Raw genomic sequence first — 17,007 nt, 5'->3', positions numbered from 1 at the left:
GGCCCAAGAACGAACAAGCCGTCACTGGCCCGCAGCTTCGCGCACCGCCCAGATCGCCTGATCCCGTCGATGCAGGTGATAGCAGCCCAGGCCGAACAGCAGCGCCGAAAAGACAGTCAGCAGGGCCGGGCGGAGCCGGACGCTGCCGTGATCGCGCACCAGCACCACCGAGTACACCGGCTCGTTCTCGTCGATCTGCGGGGCAGGGACGACGATCTTCCCGTCGTCGCCGAAGAGGTTCGGATCAATCTCGACTCTCGGCTGGTACGGCTGGATCTGGACGACGGCGTAGTGCGGCTTGCCCCTGCTCGGCAGGAAGTACTGCGTGATCACGTTGTCGGGAATGCCCGCGGGCCGGTATCGCTCACCGCCCCGGATCAGCACCCGGTAGGTCTTGTATTGATCCGCAGCCGAGAACAAGCACGAATTCACTGCCAGCAGCCGGCGCGGGTCGGCATCGTCGCAGACGACATGCCCATCGGCCGCGGAGCGGGCGTCAGCCGCAAACGCCTGGGCTTGGACGATCTCGGGATCGACGATCTCCTCCGCGTCGTCGTCCGACTTCTCCTTGACGACGATCTCGATCCAGCCCGGGGGCGACTGATGGACCGGAACGCCCTCGAGCTGCTGCACTTCGTCGACCAGCACGGTCGCGGGACTGGAGGTCACCTGCAGCACGTTCCAACCGGGCTGGCTGCCGATCCAGCCGATGCCGAACACCCACCACACAATGGACATCAGCAGCATCCAGCCCCACAGACCGGTCCACGCAACCAGGAAGCCGAGACGGACGCCGAGGTTGGTGGCCAGCAGCAAATACACCGAGCCGCACAGCACGGCGATGCCGATGATGACGGCCAGGTAACCGGTGAGAACCGGATCCCAGCTGACGATGCCGAGAAGGTGCGCAGCGCTCATTCGTCGTCTCCCGGCTCGTGCAGTTCCTCGAAGCCCACGCCAGCCTGGCGCTGCGGATCGAGGCTGCGCTCGTACGCGGCAATGGCCCGGATCTCGTCTTCGTCCAGCACCTTGCCGAAGCCCGGCATGCCGTAGTTGCCGAGGCGCGCGAACTGGCCGTAGGGCACGTTGTCCGCGGCGCCGTCAGTGATGAATGAGACGTGATCTTCGAATTCAGGGAACAGCCGCCGCAGGCTCACGCTGTTGAGCGCCGGTCCATAACGGCCGGCGCCGTCTGGACCGGGAAGCACCTCGACCGATCCCCCGTTGTTGGGCAGCTGGGCCAGGCCACGGCCGGGCCAGCGCGGCGTGTGGCAGCGAGCGCAGTGGAGGTCGAACAGGACTGCTCCCTGGGTCACCGACGGATTCTCTTCGCGCTGGGCAGCGAACTCCGCCTCGTAGCGAGCCTTGGCGCGAGCCCTCGCCTCGGTGTTGTTGTCGTCTTCGGCGTCAATCCTGTTGTCCCACAGCCATGCCACGAGGTCGTCGATCTGCTGATCGTTGTACGGCCCACCGCCCTCAAGGCCCCACGCCGGCATCACGCCGCGGCCGTACACCAAGATCTGGCGGACTTCAGTGACCTCATCCAACGTCTCGGCATCGGTGTCGAAACGCGTGAACACGTCGTCGAGGGACGGCGCTTCCCACGTCGTGTTGATGATGAAGGACCCCTTGTCGGAGAACTGGTGACCGATGTCGAGCACCACCGGTGCGAAACGGGCACCGCCGAGGTCGGCGCCATGGCAGTCAGTGCATTCCGCAGCGGTTGCGACAGCCTCACCGCGGATCACGGCGGCTTCGGAGAACGACGTCTCTGCGCCTGAACGGCGCCCGCCCTCGAGCATCCAGTAGACGGGCAGGACGAGCGCCATGATCAGCAGCATCAGGACACCGAAGGCCTGGACCTTCTCCAGCCGTCGGCCTTCGAGTTCCTCGTCGTCGGGCAGATTGCCACGATTGGGTGCCAGCTCGATCTCGCTGCCCACCTCGGCCTTCGCCTGGCGGATGTTGACGAAGACATAGATCGCCCATCCGACAACGACAATCGCCAAGAGCACGATCGCGATCGAACGCTCCGTGCTGGCAGCCAGCATGTGGCTCAACTCAGGCACAGTGCGGCCCCTCGAGGCCCTGGCCCGTGGAGTCGGTGCCGATCGCCGGTCCCTGCGACACGGTGCCGGTGTCGACGTAGACGCTGCCGCCCTCGATGGTCACCGGGAAGCGATCCATGCCACGGGGCGCCGGACCGGACTTCTTCTCGCCCACGCGGTTGTACTTCGAGCCGTGGCACGGGCACTCGAACCACTGCGAGCTGCCGCACACCGGCACCTTGCAGCCCAGGTGCGGGCAGACTTGCCACAGCGCGACGTAGCCCAGCCGCATGCCGTCGAGAATCGCACCGCCGTACACCGTCTCGGCGTTCGACAGCGTCGCTGAATCGGTGGGGTAGGGCTGGATGTAGCTCTGCGCCTCAGAGAAGTACGAGAAGTTCTCGGCCGGCGTGGACGATGTGATCGCCTCGTCGACCGATGCGACCGTGCCGATCTTGATCTTCGATCCGAATCCGCCCGTCGGGCGTGGCCACAAGAAGGCCAGCATGGCGGCATTGAAGGTGCCCAGACCGGTCGCCATCAGCATCACCGACGACCGGTTCAGGAACTGCCGCCGCGTGACACCCACCTCGTCGGACGGCGGCGGCGCCCAGTCCTGCGGCAGCTCAGGCTCGGCGACAGCCACGGGCGACGGGCGGCGCTCAGCGGCTACCGAGCGCTCCAGCTCCTGGGCTTGCACGCTCACACCGAAGGCGCCAGTGCCGTCTTCGTCGGCAGCGTCGTCACCGCCCGCGGCAGCCGCCAGCTCGTCCCGACGGCGGGTTTCGCGCGACAGGTGCCCCAGACCGGTGGCATCCCGGCGGCGCAGCGAGACGAACGCGACCACCGCACCCAGCACGACGATGACCGGGATGGCAATCGCGAGAATCGTTCCGGTGGACATGCCGACGTGCTCCTACAAGTGGAAGATGCCGTGCAGACCGGTGTCCCACGGGTAGGTGAAGTTGAAGCCCTGCCCCCGGAAGAACGAGCCGATGATCACCAGGACTGCCCAGAACATGAGGTGGATCGTCTGGATCGAGATGGCGAACTTGCGATCCTCGGGTCGCATCGAGGGGTTCCTGTCGACGTAGGGGGCGAAGGCCAGCAGTATCAGCGCGACACCGGGGATGGTCACCCCGGCGATCATCGGGTCGAACATCGTGAGCAGTTCCTGGAGGCCCAGGAAATACCACGGCGCCTTGGACGGGTTGGGCGTCTCGTTGTGGTTGGCGAGCTCGAGCAGCGGCGCGTTGATGAACAGCGAGAAGACCAGCGTGAAGGCCGTGATGAACAGCGCTGCGGTGAATTCGGCGGCCAGCAGGTGCGGCCAGACGTGGACCTTGTCACCCGGGCTGGCCTTGACGTCTTGGATCGAGCCCGACTTGACGACGGTCAGCAGGCGGTGGGTGTTGCCCGCTGGCCCTCCCATGAGCGGCGGCAGCGCGGTGGCCACTCCCCCGCCTGCAGCTGCAGGGCCGCCCGCCGGCGCGCCGCCGGGCTGCTGGCTGGCTTCCAGCAGCGATCGGGGGATCGTGACACCGTCGTCGTCGCCGGGCTGCGCCGCAGCCGGCGCCTCGCCTTCGCCTGCCGCGGGCGCGCCGGTCGCGCGGGCCCTGGCTTCGGCGCTCCGGCGCAGGAGGTGTTCGGGGATCTCAGTCATGCTGATGGCTCGGGACGCTCAGGCTTCCTACAGCGGCCCCGAAATGCCTCCGTCCTTTCTCACTCTCCAGAAGTGGATCGCCATGAAGATGACGATCACGAAGGGAAGCATCAAGACGTGCAGCACGTACCAGCGCAATAGCGTCTCCGCGCCTATCTGCTGGCCGCCGAGCAGTACGAATCGCACTTGCTCGCCGAAGACCGGCGTGAAGCCCATCATGTTGGTGCCCACCGTGACCGCCCACAGCGCGAGCTGATCCCACGGCAGCAGGTAGCCGGTGAACGCGAGCAGCAACGTCAGCTGCAGCAGCATGACGCCGACGACCCAGTTGAACTCTCTCGGCGCCTTGTAGGCGCCGTGATAGAAGACGCGGGCCATGTGCAAGAACACCGTGATCACCATCAGGTGTGCGGCCCATCGATGCATGTTGCGCACGAGCAGGCCGAACGCCACCTGGGTGTGGAGGCTCTCGATGTCCAACCACGCTGCCGTGTCGGTCGGGCGGTAGAAGAACATCAGGAAGATGCCGGTGATCGTCAGCAGGATGAACAGGAAGAAGCTCAGACCGCCCAGGCACAGCGTGTAGCTCACCTTCACGGCGTGCCGCTTCACCTTCACCGGGTGAAGGTGGTACAGCACGCTGTTCATGATCACGTAGGACCGGTTCCGGGGGCTGTCGGTGTAGCCCTTCCGGAAGATCGAGCCGGGTCGGAAGATCGATGTCCAGAACTGGCTGTCCTGCATCCAATCGGCTGCCTGCTGCTGCGCGTTCTGGAGACGCTGCGGCAGCTTTGGCTTGGCATTGGGGGACTCGAGAGTGTTCGCCATGTTTAGAGCCGCATTCCGTAGGCATAGCCGTGGGTGTGGGTCCGGCCGTGGACATCGCCCTCCGGCGGCGGATTGTTGCTGACCCGCCCGAGCGTGATGACGCCGGTCGGGCAGCGGTCGACGCACAGCGCACAGCGGGTGCACACGTCGTCGTCGATGATGAAGATGGCGTTGTCCGTGGGATCGAGGCCCGGCAGGTCGACGCCGACGGCCTCGTCGACCGCCTCGGTGGACACGTACCAGATGCACTTCCACGGGCAGATGTCCACGCAGCCCTCGCACTGGATGCACTCGGACTGGTCGATGTTGATGAACTGCTTCGGCTTGACGGCCGCGTCGAGGTACGAGGCGTCAACCTGCTGCAACAGGTAGTCGTCCCGGAACTTGGGCATCGGCGGGTTCGCGTCGTTCGCAGCCATTCGTCGCGCTCTCAGTTGCCTTTGACCAGTGGACGGCCGTAGTCCGAAATCGGCTCGGCAGCGGGTTGGGCCTTGTCGCGTTTCTGCCACCACATCGCCAGCACCGGCAATCCGATGAACGCGATCAGGTGCTCGATGACCACCACGATGTCGCTGACCTTCTTGAGATCGATGCGCGTCGGCGGGAACGTGATCGGCGAGGTCATGAACTGGCCTTCAGTGACCAGGAAGCGTTCCACCGACCAGCCCCACTCGTTGTCGGTGAGGCGGATCCAGCGGTCAGGCACGATGCCGAACACCAGCAGCATCAGCATGAAGACGTAGGCAGCCCCCAGCATGGCTTCGCCCCAGGTAGTGGGGCGGTCGGTCGGGCGGCGCTTGCCGTACCACACGAGCAGGTAGACCATCAGCGCGGTGACGAGGATCGATGTGACGAGTGCAACCACTCGGTGTTCCTCCCGCGTTCTCCCGTCGGCGTGTCAGGACTGTTGCGAACTGGCCCAATCGATGATGTATCGAGTGCGTCAGCCGCAGCGAGGCCGGGGCAAAGATTACCGGCGCCCCGGCCATGGCGCGTGATGTTCTAGCACGACGGCCAGCGCTCGCCACAATCCGGGACATGTGGTTACTGCGCCATCGGGGTGACTGCATGGCAGACTTGCGCCTCGGTGCGCTCGGGCGCGTATCGTGCCCTGCGAACCGAGAGGCGAAGCCGTGGCCCGAGCGGCCCGTGAGCGGCAGCGAACAGGAGCGGGAAATGACTGATGCGGCCACGGGAAGGCTCATCGTTCAGCGCCGCCGCCTAGCCGTGCCGGCCGTGCCAGAACCCCTGGGGGCAACCCCGCGGAGGATCCCGTGACCGAAGTTCCCGAGTACCTGCTGGAGCGCTCGCGACAGCGTCGCATTGCGCTGGGGGTTCTCGAAGACGACGGCAGCGGCAGCGGCGGCGCCGCGAGCGCGGCGGCACCCGCAGCCGGAGCAGCTCCCGACGCAGGGCCCACGCAGGCAGAGATGATCGCCGCGGCGCGCGAGGCGGCCCAGCTCGAGACAGAGCCCGAAGCCCCGCCGGACCCGGCATGGGTCGTCGCAGCCCAGACGCGACACCGGATTCCGATCTGGGTGCTTCCGGTGCTGTTCTGCCTGCCGTTGTGGGCGTTCGTCTACGTGAAGCTGACCGAGCCGCCCCCCGAGCCCATCACCGCCATCAACGAGGGCGCGGCAACCTACGCGGTGCGCTGCGCGAGCTGTCACGTCGGTGATGGCTCCGGCAGCGACGGCAGCGGCGTGGGACGCCCGCTGTGGAACGGTGAGGTGCTGCTGACCTTCCCCGACCTGGACGACTCGTTCATCGAGTGGATCTCGGTGGGCTCCGAAGGCATCGGCATCGGCCAGGTCTACGGCGATCCGAACCGGCCCGGCGGCGCCCACATCACCGGCGAGACCGAGTCCAACATGCCCGCATTCGGTGATGTGCTCAATGATCACCAGCTGTACTCGGTCGCGCGATACGTACGCGAAGTGATCGGCGGCGAGGTCATCAGCGACGAAGTGGCCGCCGAACGCAACGCCGAGTGGGAGCATCTCGGCGGCGGCGCTGTGTCCGGCGGGGGTGGCGGCGGCGGCCACTAAGCCATCCCTGCGGCGTTGCGGCGCCCATGCTGAACCGATCTGCACCGAGCTCCGAATGTGACCGCGACACCTTGACCCAGACGCTCGCTTGCGACGTGCTCGTCGTCGGTGGCGGGCCGGCGGGTTGCGCCGCCGCGTACTGGCTGGCACTGGCGGGACGCGATGTGCTGCTCATCGAGCGCTCGACGCATCCACGCGAGCGCGTGTGCGGCGACGCCCTCACGCCGGTTGCCGTGGGCGAGCTCCTCGACATGGGTTGTGATCCGAGCGCAGCGCGCTGGCACCGGCATCGCGGGCTGCGCATCACCGCTCATGGACAGAGCCTCGAAGTGCCGTGGCCCCAAGGCGAGCAATGGCCCGGCTACGGCGTCGTAGCGCGCCGGTCGCGCCTCGATGCGCTGACGTTCGCCCGGGCGCAGTCTGCCGGAGCGCGCATGCTCACCGGCACCGAGGTCACGGCGCCGCTGATCACCGACGGTCACCTGCGCGGGTGCGTCGCCACGAGGCTGAGCCCTGCACCCGAGGAGGTGACGGCGCGCGCCCGTTACGTCGTGATCGCCGACGGCCCCCGCTCGCATTTCGGCCGGGCGCTCGGGACCGTGCGCACCCGGACCTACGCGCAGGGGCTGGCGATGCGCGCCTATTTCCCCACGCCGCGCCACGCCGAGCCGTGGATCGAGTCGGTCTTCGCATTGGCCGACCACGCGGGGAGCCAGCTGCCGGGATATGGCTGGGTGTTTCCCGTCGGGGACGGCACGGCCAACGTCGGCGTGGGCCTGCTCAGCCATCACTACGGCAACGAAGCCATTTCCCTGGAGCGCCTCTTTGAACAGTGGATCCAGCAGATCCCGGAACGCTGGGAGATCGATCCGGCTGGACCGCGCACCGAACCAGCAGGCGGCCGATTGCCGATGGGAGGCTCAGTGCGGCCGCGCTCGGGGCCGAATTGGGTCGTTGTCGGCGACGCAGCAGGCAGCATCAATCCCTGGAACGGCGACGGCGTCGGACCGGCGCTGGCGACCGGCCGGCTGGCGGCCGAGGTCATCGGGCAGGCGCTCGATGCCGACGACGGGCTTGAACTGCGGCACTACGAGGCTGAGCTCGCCGCGCGTTGGCAGCGATACCACCACTTGGGCCGGCTGACGACTCGCGCCCTGGGTCGACCCGGGTTGATGCGCAAGCTGACACAGCTCGCTATTCGCTCCCCCCGCATGGGAAACCTGGCCATGCGCGTCTCGACAGATCTGCTGCAGGGCAGCGCCGGCCCCCTCGGCCCTCGCAGCATCTACCGGACGGCCTCCGGGGTGGCACGACTCTGGCGAGACCGCACCTGAGGTGCCGCACGTTCTAGGCCTGTGATGCGGCAGCGGCGTCGGCGATGCTGGTGAGGGCCTCGTCGATGACGTCGGGGGTGTGGGCGAGGCCGACGAAGATCGCCTCGTAGGCGCCGGGTGCGAACGCCACGCCGCGCTTCAGCAGCTCGGCGTGCAGGCGGGCGTAGGCCTGCTCATCGGTTGTGCGGGCATCGTCATAGTCGACTGGGACCCAACCAGGCTCGGCGACCGAGCCGCAGTACAGGCCCACGAGCGTGCCGACCTGGACGACAGCGGCGTCGAAGCCTGAACGTGCCAGCACCTCACGCACACCGTCGGCGAACTGACCGGCACGGGACTCCAGCTGCGCGTAGGCCGCCGGCGTGAGCTGCTCCAGCGCAGCAAGCCCTGCCGCTGTCGCGAGCGGGTTACCCGACAGCGTTCCGGCTTGGTACACGGGACCCGTCGGTGCCAACGTCTCCATGATCTCCGAGCGAGCGCCGAGGGCGCCGATGGGCAGGCCGCCACCGATGACCTTGCCGAAGCAGGAAATGTCAGGCGTGACGCCGTACCGGTCGGCCGCACCGCCTGGGCCGAGACGGAATCCGGTGATGACCTCGTCGAAGACCAGCAGGGCCCCCGCTTCGGTGCATGCCTGTCGCAAGCCCGCCAGGAAGCCGGGCACCGGCGGCACCAAGCCCATGTTCGCCGCCACGGGCTCCACCACCACCGCAGCTACCTGGTCGTCGAGTTCCGGCACCACGTTGTAGGGCGCCACCACCGTGTCGGCCACGGCGCTGGGCGGGACCCCGGCCGAGCCGGACAGACCGAGCGTGGCCACGCCGCTCCCGCCGGCAGCCAGCAGCGCATCAGCATGGCCGTGATAGCAGCCAGCGAACTTGACGATCCGGGGTCGTCCGGTGAAGCCTCGCGCCAGCCGGACGGCCGTCATGGTGGCTTCGGTGCCGCTGCTGGTCAGGCGAACCTGGTCGACTCCCGACGCGACACTGGCGATGCGCTCGGCGAGAGTCACCTCGCGCTCGGTGGGTGCGCCGTAGGACGTCCCTTCCGCCGCAGCAGCAGCCACCGCCTCGGTGACGGCCGCATGAGCGTGGCCGAGGATGATCGCGCCGTACGACTGCACGAAGTCGATGAACCGCCGACCTTCTGCGTCAACTACGTATGGCCCGCTGGCCGAGGCCACGAAGTACGGCGTTCCGCCGACGGACCCGAAGGCACGCACGGGTGAGTTGACGCCGCCCGGAATGACACGCCGCGCTGCGTCGAACAGTCCGGCGTTCGTCGGATGCAGCTCGGTCACGGCTCGCAGCGTAGGGGTGCCAACGTGCTCACGAGCCCGCCGGACGGACATCGGCGCGCAGCACCGCCGCGACTGCTTCGACGAGACCTGCGTCGGTGGGTCCGTCGGCAACGGCGGCGACCGGCACATCGGCCTGTCGGCAGGCGGCGGCGGTGGTGCGGCCGATGCACACAATCTTTCCGGTCACTCCTTGCGAGCCGATCTGCGACAGATGGCCGCGCACGGCCGACGGCGACGCGAATACCACGGCATCCGCGCCGGACACGTCGGCGATGAGATGATCGGACAACGTGGGCGTGACGATGCGGTAGGCGCTCACGGCATCGACGTTCCAGCCGCGGGCACGCAGCCCATCGACCAGTTCGGGTCGGGCCTGTGCCGACTGCGGCACGAAGCACCAGTCGTCCGCGCGGGCATCGGGAAATGCCGCGGCGAGCCCGGCAGCATCGGATTGGTCTGGCACGAGGTTGACCGGACGACCGACTTCAGCCTCGACGCGTGCTGCCGTGGCAGGCCCGACAGCCGCTGTTCGGATGCGCGCGAAGCGACGGCGAACGCCACGCCGGTCTGCGCGAGCGAACGTGGCTGCCACGGCGTTCGAAGATGTGAATGCGACCCAGCTGTACTGCTCAAGGCGCAGCAGGGCATCGTCGAGCGGCTGGCCGCCGTCGAGCGGGGGCACCACCGCGAGAGCGGGTGCCACAACCACCGTCGCCCCGCGTTCGCGCAAGGACGTCGCCAGCGGGCCGGCCTGGTGCGAGGCTCTCGTGACGACGACGGTGCGACCGGCGAGTGGGCCGAGGGGATTGTCAGGCATCGCCGACCCGACCGGCCCACATGGCGGCGTCTGTGCCGGTTCGGTCGAGCAGTTCGCGGGCCAGTGCCTCACCCAGCGGCTCGCCGTCGGCACCGCTTCCCGCTGCGCGCACGATGTCGCCCCGATCCGGCGTCGCGAGCAGCGCGCTCATGACCACGCGCCCGCCGGCGTCGACCGTTGCGTAGGCCCCCGTGGGCAGATCGCAGCCGCCGCCGAGCGTCCGCAGGAACGCGCGCTCGGCGCCGACGCACCGCGTGGTCGCTTCGTCGATGATCGCGCCGACAGCGGCCTCTGTGCCGGCGTCGCCGGTGCGGTGCTCGACGGCGATCGCACCCTGCCCCGCCTGGGGCACCACCTCGTCGGCACTGAATCGCTGCGCGATCAGGTGGGACTCGCCGAGACGTTCGAGCGCCGCCGACGCCACGACCACTGCGGCGATGCCGGGTTCGGCGGCTGCAGCGATGCGACGAGCCATGTTGCCGCGCAGACCCGTGAAGCGCAGATCCCCGCGCAGCACCGCAAGCTGGCACTGGCGACGCTGAGATCCGGTCGCCACGACACCGCCGTGGGGAATCTCGTCAAGCGCCAAGCCGACCAGGGCGTCGCTGGCGTCGCCTCTCGCCAGGCAGCCCGCCAGCGTCAGACCCGGGGTCGGCTCGGAACGCATGTCCTTGGCGCTGTGCACGGCGATGTCCGCGCGCCCGTCCAGCACCGCTGCCTGCACCTCGGTCACGAACACGCCCCTGCCGGACATCTCCGAGATCGGCGTGGACAGATCGAGGTCACCGCTCGTGCGCACGGGCACGAGCTCGATGTCGCCCCCCGGCGATCCGGCCGCCTCCAGAGCAGCGGCGACGGCGCGCGCCTGCCACGTTGCCAGCGGGCTCGATCGTGTCGCGATTCTCACGCAGCCAAGATTTACAAGTCGAACAAGTCGCGCACCGAGTCCGCGAGCCGGTCGCCCTTGGCTTTGCCTGCCGCGGACCTCAATGCGATGGTGGGCTGATGCAGCAGCTTGTTGACCAGCGCTGCTGTTGCCCGCTCGAGCGCCTCGCGTGCGCCGTCGTCGAGATCGGGGTGAGCCGCCAGGGCCCGTTCGATCTCAGAGAGGCGGACCGCTTCAGCCTTGCCGCGCAGCGATTCGATGAGCGGCGCCATCTCGCGGGCGGTGCGGTCTGCGGAGAAGCGTTCGGTCTCGTCGACCAGGATCGACTCGACCGCCGCCACTTCGGCTTGCCGGCTTGCTTGACCGACTTCCGCGAAGCGGGACAGGTCGTCCATGTCGAGGAGAGTGACGCCCGGAAGGCGGGCTACGGCTGGATCGACGTCGCGAGGCACGGCAATGTCGACGATCAGCAGCGGGCGCCCGGCACGTCGCTCGATGACCGCCCCGACGCTGGCGTGGTCGACGATCACCGCCGAAGCACCGGTGGAGGTCAGGAGCAGATCGACCTCGACCAAGGCGTCCTCGAGGCTCCCGAGCGGCAGGTGGCTGCCCCCGACCCGGGCGGCCAGGGCCTCGGCGTGGGAGGGCGTGCGGTTGGCTACCTGCACCGCAGCGGGACCGGCCGAGGCCAGCGCAACGATCATGCCCTCGGCCATCTCGCCGGCGCCTACGACAAGCACCCGAGAAGCCTCCAGCGTGCCGAGGTGGTTCTTGGCCATGCTGACCGCCGCGTGGCTGATCGACGCCGTGCCGTGCGAGATGGCGGTCTCGGTGCGCGCTCGCTTGCCGGCGCTGATGCCGTGCCGGAAGAGCTGATTCAGCACCGCGCCCGTCGTGCCCTCGGTTCGTGCCACGTCCCATGCGGTGCGGACTTGGCCCAAGATCTCGTGCTCGCCGAGCACGGCGGATTCCAGGCCGCTCGCCACGCGGAACAGGTGACGCGCTGCATCGTCGTCGTAGTGGACGTAGAGATGGTCGGACAGCTCGGCGGGTGCCGCGCCCGACAGCGTGCAGAAGAAATCGCGCATCTCGCCGAACGCCGCATGGAACTTCTCGGCCACGACGTAGGCCTCGGTGCGGTTGCAGGTGGATACGACGACGGCCTCGCTGACGTTGGAGCACGATGCGAGATCGCTCAGTCGTTTCGGCACGTCGGCGGCGGCAACCGTGCAGCGCTCCAACAGCTCAAGCGGTGCGCTGCGATGGCTCACGCCCATGACAACGATGGACACGAGGACTACCCAGGGTTCGGAAATGCGGCCCGCACAGTCTCGCCGATCCGGCACCCGGTTTCCACGCGTTCGACGCAAGATCGCGCGGCGAATCGGGCCGAGTACGGCCAAGTGCCGCTCAGTCGAGGGCTACCAGCAGCTGGATCGTGGCCGTCAGCAGGATGAGCGCGGCCAGCGCCGCCAGTACGAGCGCCGTTCGCGGTCTCATGTCGCGGTCCCGTGTAGCGGTCTCATGCGGAGGGGCGCAGCCGGACTTCGGTGCCGGCGGCGAAGCCCAGGTGCGCCGCGCTCCCGCCGGCCACCGTCAGCTCGAGCAGACCGAAAGGATCGTCGCACAGGGCGAGGCTGCCGGTGCCGGCCGAGCCCGCGGGTGCGAGCCGGACCGACTGCGAGCTGGCTTCGGCGGGCTGGAAGGCACTCGCTCCAGATGTCCATTCCGCCACCAGCAGATCGCCGAGCGGGGCCAGCGTGCCGCGGTCGACATTGAGCTGCACCGTGCCCCATCGCGTGACCGACAGCACCTCTGCGGTCACCGAGCCGTCGTCTTCGACGCGAGGCACAGCAACAAGCGACGGCAGCAGCAACGACGGATCGATCGGCGCGCCCACGGCCTCGATGGGCTCGCCCGCCGCGAGCCGGCCGGCTGCGGGGGCAAGCACATCGCGCGCCGGGTGAAGCACCGATTCGGGACCGCCGCAGCCGGCGTCCCCGATGCGAACGGCAAGGTCCGCTCCGCCGACCGCAGCGGTGGCTGCTGCCAGCACTCCGTTGTCAGGGCCCACCAGCATCGACTGTCCGCCGCCGACCGAGACCGCGATGGCGGGCCTGTCCAGGCGCCGGCCCACCGACGCAAGCACGACGCCGGGTGCGAGATGCGGCACGCTGCGCACCAGCATCAACGCCGCCGTGCGGGCATCGCCCGGATCGATCTCGTGGCACAAGTCGATCACTGCGGCGTGGGGAGCCGCCTGGCGCACGATCGAATGAATGACGCCCACCGACTCGTCCGCTGTGCCCAGATCGCTCACGCACGTGACCGTGTCGAAACCCGTCATGACGGGCAACCGCCTTGCTTGCGGCGTTCGATCACGCTGTGCCGAGCTCGATGGAGCGGCGGGTGGCGGCTTCCACGGCCGCAGCGAACGCGGCACGTATGCCGTGGCGCTCCAGCTCGCGCAGCCCCGCCGCCGTCGTGCCGCCCGGCGACGTCACGTCGGCTCGCAGTTCAGCGGGCGGACGCCCCTCGGCCAGCAGCTTCGCTGAACCCAGCAGGGTTTGGCTGGCCAATTCCGTCGCCACCGGTCGGCCCAGGCCCATGAGCACTCCTGCCTCGATCAGCGCCTCGGCTACGAGGAAGACATACGCCGGTCCAGATCCCGACAGACCGGTCACGGCATCCATCAGGTGCTCTGGGACGCGCACCACGCGGCCCACGGCACCCAGAATCCCCTCGGCCCATGCGAGCTCGGCCTCACCCGCAGCCTCGTTCCCGCAGATCGCCGCGGCGCCTTCCGATACCAGCGCAGGCGTATTCGGCATGGCGCGGACCACGGCGATGGGTTGGTCGTGTGTCGTGGCTTGAGTGAGCGTGTCGAGCGTCACGCCTGCGGCGATCGACAAGATCCGATTGGGGCCGAGGTCGGCAACCTGGCGCGCGACTGCCGGGATGACATCCGGCTTGGTCGCCAGGATCGCGTCCCAGCACGGCACGATCTGCTCGGAGACAGCAACGCCGTAGCGGCTGGCCAACTCATCGCGGCGCGCGGCGATCGGCTCAGCAATGCAGATGCTCTCGGCGCTGCGGCCTGCCGCGAGCAATCCGCCCAGCAGCGCTTCGCCCATCTTGCCGCCGCCGACGATCAGCAGTTCGACCCTGTCAGCCATGCGGTCACGGTACCGGACCGCTGCCGGGAGGCTTCAGTGCTGCGGACACCGGACGAAGCAGTGCCGGGGCACTCGCGGTGAGTGGGACGCTTCCCTGCGGCCTGCCAGCGAGTGCCCCGGCAAGAGTGAAATTAAGCAGAAATTAATGAAAGACGCCAAATAGTTTTCGCGACCTAGTTCTGGAAGCCCAGCCGGATCAGCGTGGTGAAGTCACGCTCGATGTACGCCCAGAGCGACCCGACGATCCGGTCGAGTTCGTCTTCGTCCACGCAGTGAGTGGGCAGCTCGCCTGTCAGGTAGAGGGCGTCTTCGGGGCCGACGCTGTACTGGGCGCCGACCAGCGAGTAGTTGCGGCGAAGGACAAATTCGGCCACCTGCTCGGGTCGGTGCTGCGGTGTGGGCAGGACGTAGGACTCATAGGTCAGCGTGCGCTGACGCAGCGTCAGCCAGATGGCGATGACGTCGCGCGACTCCCCCGCCAGACGCACGTACCAGCGTCGTGGCACCTCGTCGTCACGGGTCACGTCCAGCAGCATCGGACGCTCATCGGCATCGCCCCGGGCCTGCGAGCGGGCCCAGTCGGCCAGCCAGCCGTCCATACGGGCCTCGAGCTGATCGAGCTCAGCGTCGGTCGCCGGACGGCGTGTCATGGCGCGCCGGTTGCCAGCGTCACAGGCAGGCGACGAGTTCGCGCCGGGCCGCCGCGTCGATCACGTCCAGCGCCGCAGCCGCACTCGTGCGCCAGCTATGACGCTCGGCGCGGCGAGAGCCGGCGTCGCCGAGCCGCAGCGCCAGGAGCGGGTCGGCGAGGATGTCGATGACGCGGCGGGCGAATTCGTCGCTGCTGCGACCGGCGACGAGATAGCCAGTGCTCCCCTCGACGACGTTGTCGCGCAGGCCGCCGACATCGGACGCAACGACTGGCGTCCCGCAGGCTGCCGCCTCGAGCGCCACCAGTCCGAACGATTCCGAACGGCTCGGCACCAAGCACACATCAGCGGCCCGGTAGTACGTCGACAGCAAATGGTGCGGGAGCGGGTCGACGAAGCGCACGTGGTCCGCGACCTCCAAGCCGTCAGCCATCGCTCTCAGCTGGTTCAGCGTGGCCTCGCCATGCGGACCGCTGGGTCCTCCCACGATGACGAGTTGGGCGTCGGCACCCGCGGTGCCGGCTGCCCTCGTTGCCGCGAGCGTCTCAACTGCCAATTCGGCGCCCTTGAGCGGCTGCAGGCGACCGACGAACAACAGCACCGGTCCCGGCGGAAGATCGATCGCCGCGCGGGCCGCGTGGCGCTGTCCGGGCGCAAACATGGCCCGGTCGACGCCGGGTGTCAGCACATGGAGGCGTTCCGGGGGAACCTCGTACAGCGACCTGAGCTGGTCTGCCTCGGCGTCGCCGGAGGTGAACACAGCATCGGCACAGTCGATGACTCGCTGCTCGGCTTCGCCGCGGTGGCGCGGCTCGGCGTCGCCCGTGCTCGTCTTGACGCGCCCCAGCGTGTGAAAGGTGACGGCCAACGGGATGTCCAGCCGGTGCTTGAGCTGGTGTCCTGCCATGCCGCTCAACCAGTAGTGAGCGTGAAGTGCGTCGACCGGACGGCGTGCGAGATGCTCGCCGACCCTGTCGGCGAATGCCGAGACAACGGCCGGCAGATCATCCTTGTCGAGCGATGGGGCGCCGGCGTCGACGTGGGTGACGCTCACTCCCATTTCCACCTCGTGCCGGTCGGGCTGCGACGGATCGGTGCGGCGTGTGTAAATGTCGCAATCGACGCCGAGATGAGCCAACGCGGCCGTGAGTTCGCGCACGTACACATTCAGGCCGCCGCCGTCGCCGCTTCCGGGCTGGTGCAGCGGCGACGTGTGCATGCACAGCACCGCGACTCTCAAGAGGCGAACGTGTTCGCCAGGCGTCTGAGAGTCGGGAGCGTCGGGCGCCACGGCCGATAACGCTACGCAGATCACTGCGGAGTCACGAACTGAGCCAGCTGCAGTGCTGTGCGGGCGAGACGTTCAGATGGCGAGGAGTCCCAGGGCCCACATCCACGCCAGGGCTGTGACGCTCAGCGAATCGAGCCTGCGCACGGCCCACTCCCGGGTCAGTCGTTGCCACGCTCGCCGGGGCCCGTCGGCAATCTCCGGGGCAGTGTTCGGCCGGGCGAGGGCGGGGCCGAGCGGCAGTGTCAGCACGGCGAGCAGGCCGAACCCGATGACGTTCGACGGCGCGAACGGCGGCACGCTGAGACCGGTCAGGGCAAAGACGGCAGTTGCGGCTGCGGTCACTCCAGCCAGCGGACCGCGCAGCCCCGGCGGCCGACCCGACGCACTGAGGTGAGCGGCGGCGTCGTAGGCCGCAGCCGCACTCACGAGCACCAGTGCCGCCCCGAGCGAGTAGCGGGCAACCGCGGCCGAGCACGCCGCCGCAACACCGACCTGCATCCAGCTGCGAATCAGCAATCCTGCGCCGGCCAGCACCGGCAGCGGCGGCCCGTGTCCCGCAGGCTGTGTGACGCCGCCGGCGCGTCGGGGTCGCAGCGCGGCCACCACCATGAAGCTGGCGAGCGCTGCCGCACCGACCACAGCTCCCGCCAGGCGGGTGTCGAGAACGCCGGCAAATCCGACTGCGCCGGCCAGCGCTGCCGCCGGCAGCCGGTGGCTCGGGGGCAGCACCTGCGCGGCGAGCGCCGCGTCGCCGCTGGGCGATTGGCGTGTTACGGCGGCAGGGCCACGAGCACCCGCAGCTTGCCAAGCAGCGAGCATGGCGACCGCCGTCATGGTCAGCCCGAACGTCACTGCCCCGGCCCGCAAGGCAGCGATCAGCGCGGCGAACCAGAGCAATCCCGCGCTGATGCTGGCGTCGCTCAAGGCGACCGCAGGCCCGAGCCATTGCGCGACCGCGGACGTTCG

Annotated in this window: 18 protein-coding genes; 2 read left to right on the top strand and 16 right to left on the bottom strand. The window is 68.7% G+C overall.

All coding sequences use genetic code 11. The features are described 5' to 3' along the window. Window positions 1-21: 21 nt before the first annotated feature. The 7 genes from ACOGXE_RS09175 to ACOGXE_RS09145 form a co-directional block, all read right to left on the bottom strand. The gene (locus ACOGXE_RS09175; RefSeq protein WP_419930627.1) at window positions 22-918 is read right to left on the bottom strand and encodes a hypothetical protein; all 897 of its coding nucleotides are present in this window, start codon (window positions 916-918) and stop codon (window positions 22-24) included. Beyond that, a complete protein-coding gene (locus tag ACOGXE_RS09170; protein ID WP_419930626.1) occupies window positions 915-2,069 on the bottom strand; it encodes a c-type cytochrome in 1,155 nt (384 codons plus the stop codon). Before ACOGXE_RS09170 ends, ACOGXE_RS09175 begins: the two co-directional genes overlap by 4 nt. Beyond that, window positions 2,062-2,952, bottom strand: a complete 891-nt coding sequence (locus tag ACOGXE_RS09165) for a ubiquinol-cytochrome c reductase iron-sulfur subunit (RefSeq protein ID WP_419930625.1) — start codon at window positions 2,950-2,952, stop codon at window positions 2,062-2,064. The genes ACOGXE_RS09170 and ACOGXE_RS09165 overlap by 8 nt, the downstream gene beginning before the upstream one ends. A 12-nt stretch (window positions 2,953-2,964) precedes the next feature. After that, window positions 2,965-3,711 (bottom strand): menaquinol-cytochrome c reductase cytochrome b subunit, encoded by a 747-nt coding sequence (locus ACOGXE_RS09160; RefSeq protein WP_419930624.1) that lies wholly within the window; start codon window positions 3,709-3,711, stop codon window positions 2,965-2,967. Window positions 3,712-3,738: 27 nt separating this feature from the next. Then, window positions 3,739-4,455 (bottom strand): selenite/tellurite reduction operon b-type cytochrome ExtP, encoded by a 717-nt coding sequence (gene extP / locus ACOGXE_RS09155; RefSeq protein WP_419933504.1) that lies wholly within the window; start codon window positions 4,453-4,455, stop codon window positions 3,739-3,741. Between the two features lie 86 nt (window positions 4,456-4,541). Then, a complete protein-coding gene (locus ACOGXE_RS09150; protein WP_419863446.1) occupies window positions 4,542-4,958 on the bottom strand; it encodes a 4Fe-4S dicluster domain-containing protein in 417 nt (138 codons plus the stop codon). A gap of 11 nt (window positions 4,959-4,969) precedes the next feature. Further along, a complete protein-coding gene (locus ACOGXE_RS09145; RefSeq protein WP_419930623.1) occupies window positions 4,970-5,404 on the bottom strand; it encodes a hypothetical protein in 435 nt (144 codons plus the stop codon). Between the two features lie 409 nt (window positions 5,405-5,813). Between ACOGXE_RS09145 and ACOGXE_RS09140 the strand changes: the two genes are divergently transcribed. Further along, complete coding sequence (locus tag ACOGXE_RS09140; RefSeq protein WP_419930622.1) at window positions 5,814-6,587, top strand: c-type cytochrome; 774 nt, start codon at window positions 5,814-5,816, stop codon at window positions 6,585-6,587. 71 nt (window positions 6,588-6,658) lie between these two features. Beyond that, window positions 6,659-7,921, top strand: coding sequence for a geranylgeranyl reductase family protein (locus ACOGXE_RS09135; protein ID WP_419930621.1), 1,263 nt, complete (start codon window positions 6,659-6,661; stop codon window positions 7,919-7,921). Between the two features lie 13 nt (window positions 7,922-7,934). Here ACOGXE_RS09135 and hemL read toward each other — a convergent pair whose 3' ends face one another. The 9 genes from hemL to ACOGXE_RS09090 all read right to left on the bottom strand — a co-directional run bounded on the left by hemL (window position 7,935) and on the right by ACOGXE_RS09090 (window position 16,965). Then, window positions 7,935-9,221, bottom strand: coding sequence for a glutamate-1-semialdehyde 2,1-aminomutase (gene hemL / locus ACOGXE_RS09130; RefSeq protein ID WP_419930620.1), 1,287 nt, complete (start codon window positions 9,219-9,221; stop codon window positions 7,935-7,937). A gap of 28 nt (window positions 9,222-9,249) precedes the next feature. Next, window positions 9,250-10,038, bottom strand: coding sequence for a uroporphyrinogen-III synthase (locus ACOGXE_RS09125; RefSeq protein WP_419930619.1), 789 nt, complete (start codon window positions 10,036-10,038; stop codon window positions 9,250-9,252). Next, window positions 10,031-10,945, bottom strand: a complete 915-nt coding sequence (gene hemC, locus ACOGXE_RS09120) for a hydroxymethylbilane synthase (protein WP_419930618.1) — start codon at window positions 10,943-10,945, stop codon at window positions 10,031-10,033. The genes ACOGXE_RS09125 and hemC overlap by 8 nt, the downstream gene beginning before the upstream one ends. Window positions 10,946-10,956: 11 nt before the next feature. Beyond that, a complete protein-coding gene (locus ACOGXE_RS09115; RefSeq protein ID WP_419930617.1) occupies window positions 10,957-12,216 on the bottom strand; it encodes a glutamyl-tRNA reductase in 1,260 nt (419 codons plus the stop codon). Window positions 12,217-12,446: 230 nt separating this feature from the next. Continuing rightward, window positions 12,447-13,271, bottom strand: coding sequence for an SAM hydrolase/SAM-dependent halogenase family protein (locus tag ACOGXE_RS09110; RefSeq protein ID WP_419930616.1), 825 nt, complete (start codon window positions 13,269-13,271; stop codon window positions 12,447-12,449). Window positions 13,272-13,302: 31 nt separating this feature from the next. Continuing rightward, window positions 13,303-14,100, bottom strand: coding sequence for a pyrroline-5-carboxylate reductase (gene proC, locus ACOGXE_RS09105; RefSeq protein WP_419930615.1), 798 nt, complete (start codon window positions 14,098-14,100; stop codon window positions 13,303-13,305). 173 nt (window positions 14,101-14,273) lie between these two features. Further along, window positions 14,274-14,750 carry a YbjN domain-containing protein gene (locus ACOGXE_RS09100; protein WP_419930614.1) on the bottom strand — a complete coding sequence of 159 codons (477 nt, stop codon included), beginning with the start codon at window positions 14,748-14,750 and terminating at the stop codon, window positions 14,274-14,276. Window positions 14,751-14,769: 19 nt separating this feature from the next. Continuing rightward, the gene (locus ACOGXE_RS09095; RefSeq protein ID WP_419930613.1) at window positions 14,770-16,041 is read right to left on the bottom strand and encodes a glycosyltransferase; all 1,272 of its coding nucleotides are present in this window, start codon (window positions 16,039-16,041) and stop codon (window positions 14,770-14,772) included. 72 nt (window positions 16,042-16,113) lie between these two features. Beyond that, the gene (locus tag ACOGXE_RS09090) at window positions 16,114-16,965 is read right to left on the bottom strand and encodes a hypothetical protein (RefSeq protein WP_419930612.1); all 852 of its coding nucleotides are present in this window, start codon (window positions 16,963-16,965) and stop codon (window positions 16,114-16,116) included. Window positions 16,966-17,007 lie beyond the last annotated feature (42 nt).

The sequence above is a fragment of the Candidatus Poriferisodalis sp. genome (genome assembly GCF_965208555.1).
Classification (GTDB): Bacteria; Actinomycetota; Acidimicrobiia; order Acidimicrobiales; family Poriferisodalaceae; genus Poriferisodalis.
The sequence above is the reverse complement of the archived record's forward strand: the minus strand, read 5'-3'. Positions and strand labels throughout refer to the sequence as shown.

Excerpts from the sequence above, each read along its gene's own strand:
- ACOGXE_RS09175 (WP_419930627.1), bottom strand. The coding sequence starts at position 918 with ATGAGCGCTGCGCACCTTCTCGGCATCGTCAGCTGGGATCCGGTTCTC.
- ACOGXE_RS09165 (WP_419930625.1), bottom strand. The coding sequence starts at position 2,952 with ATGTCCACCGGAACGATTCTCGCGATTGCCATCCCGGTCATCGTCGTG.
- ACOGXE_RS09160 (WP_419930624.1), bottom strand. The coding sequence starts at position 3,711 with ATGACTGAGATCCCCGAACACCTCCTGCGCCGGAGCGCCGAAGCCAGG.
- extP (WP_419933504.1), bottom strand. The coding sequence starts at position 4,455 with ATGCAGGACAGCCAGTTCTGGACATCGATCTTCCGACCCGGCTCGATC.
- ACOGXE_RS09150 (WP_419863446.1), bottom strand. The coding sequence starts at position 4,958 with ATGGCTGCGAACGACGCGAACCCGCCGATGCCCAAGTTCCGGGACGAC.
- ACOGXE_RS09125 (WP_419930619.1), bottom strand. The coding sequence starts at position 10,038 with ATGCCTGACAATCCCCTCGGCCCACTCGCCGGTCGCACCGTCGTCGTC.
- ACOGXE_RS09110 (WP_419930616.1), bottom strand. The coding sequence starts at position 13,271 with ATGACGGGTTTCGACACGGTCACGTGCGTGAGCGATCTGGGCACAGCG.
- proC (WP_419930615.1), bottom strand. The coding sequence starts at position 14,100 with ATGGCTGACAGGGTCGAACTGCTGATCGTCGGCGGCGGCAAGATGGGC.
- ACOGXE_RS09100 (WP_419930614.1), bottom strand. The coding sequence starts at position 14,750 with ATGACACGCCGTCCGGCGACCGACGCTGAGCTCGATCAGCTCGAGGCC.